The organism is Streptomyces antimicrobicus (assembly GCF_020532625.1).
In the GTDB taxonomy this organism is placed as follows: Bacteria; Actinomycetota; Actinomycetes; order Streptomycetales; family Streptomycetaceae; genus Streptomyces; species Streptomyces antimicrobicus.
This window is the reverse complement of the sequence record NZ_JAJAUY010000274.1, coordinates 1-572: the sequence shown is the minus strand read 5'-3', so window position 1 is coordinate 572 and position 572 is coordinate 1. Positions and strand designations below refer to the sequence as shown.

The window sequence follows — 572 nt, the reverse complement described above, 5'->3', positions numbered from 1 at the left end:
AGATCCTGTGCGCGCTGTTCGCCGATGTCCTCGGCGTGCCCGCGGTCGGCATCGACGACGGCTTCTTCGACCTCGGCGGCCACTCCCTGTCCGCCACCCGGCTCGCCGGGCGGATCCGCAGTGCCCTGGGGGCCGAACTCCCGGTGCGCGCCGTCTTCGAGCGGCCCACCGTGGCCGGCCTCGCCGCTCTGCTCGCCACGGCCGACGGGGCCCGTACCCCGCTCGGCCGCCGCTCCCGGCCGGCCGAGATCCCGCTGGCCCACGCCCAGCAGCGGCTGTGGTTCCTCGGCCGCCTGGACGGACCCGGCGCGACGTACAACCTGCCGCTGGCGCTGCGGCTGACCGGTGAGCTGGACGCGGACGCGCTGCGCGCCGCGCTCGGCGACGTGGTCGCCCGCCACGAGAGCCTGCGCACCGTCTTCCCCGACACCGACGGCCGGCCGCGGCAGCAGATCAGGGCCGCCGCCGAGGCGCGGGTGCCGTTCGAGACCCGCAGCGTCACGGCCGACGACCTCGCCACGGAGCTCGCCGCCCACGTGACCCGCGGCTTCGACCTCGCCAGCCAGCTGCCC

At 77.1% G+C, this 572-nt stretch carries 1 protein-coding gene; it reads left to right on the top strand.

Annotated elements, in window-relative coordinates:
• Nucleotides 1–572 (top strand): condensation domain-containing protein (locus LG632_RS30020; protein ID WP_226731084.1); only part of this gene is annotated, 572 nt, incomplete at both ends.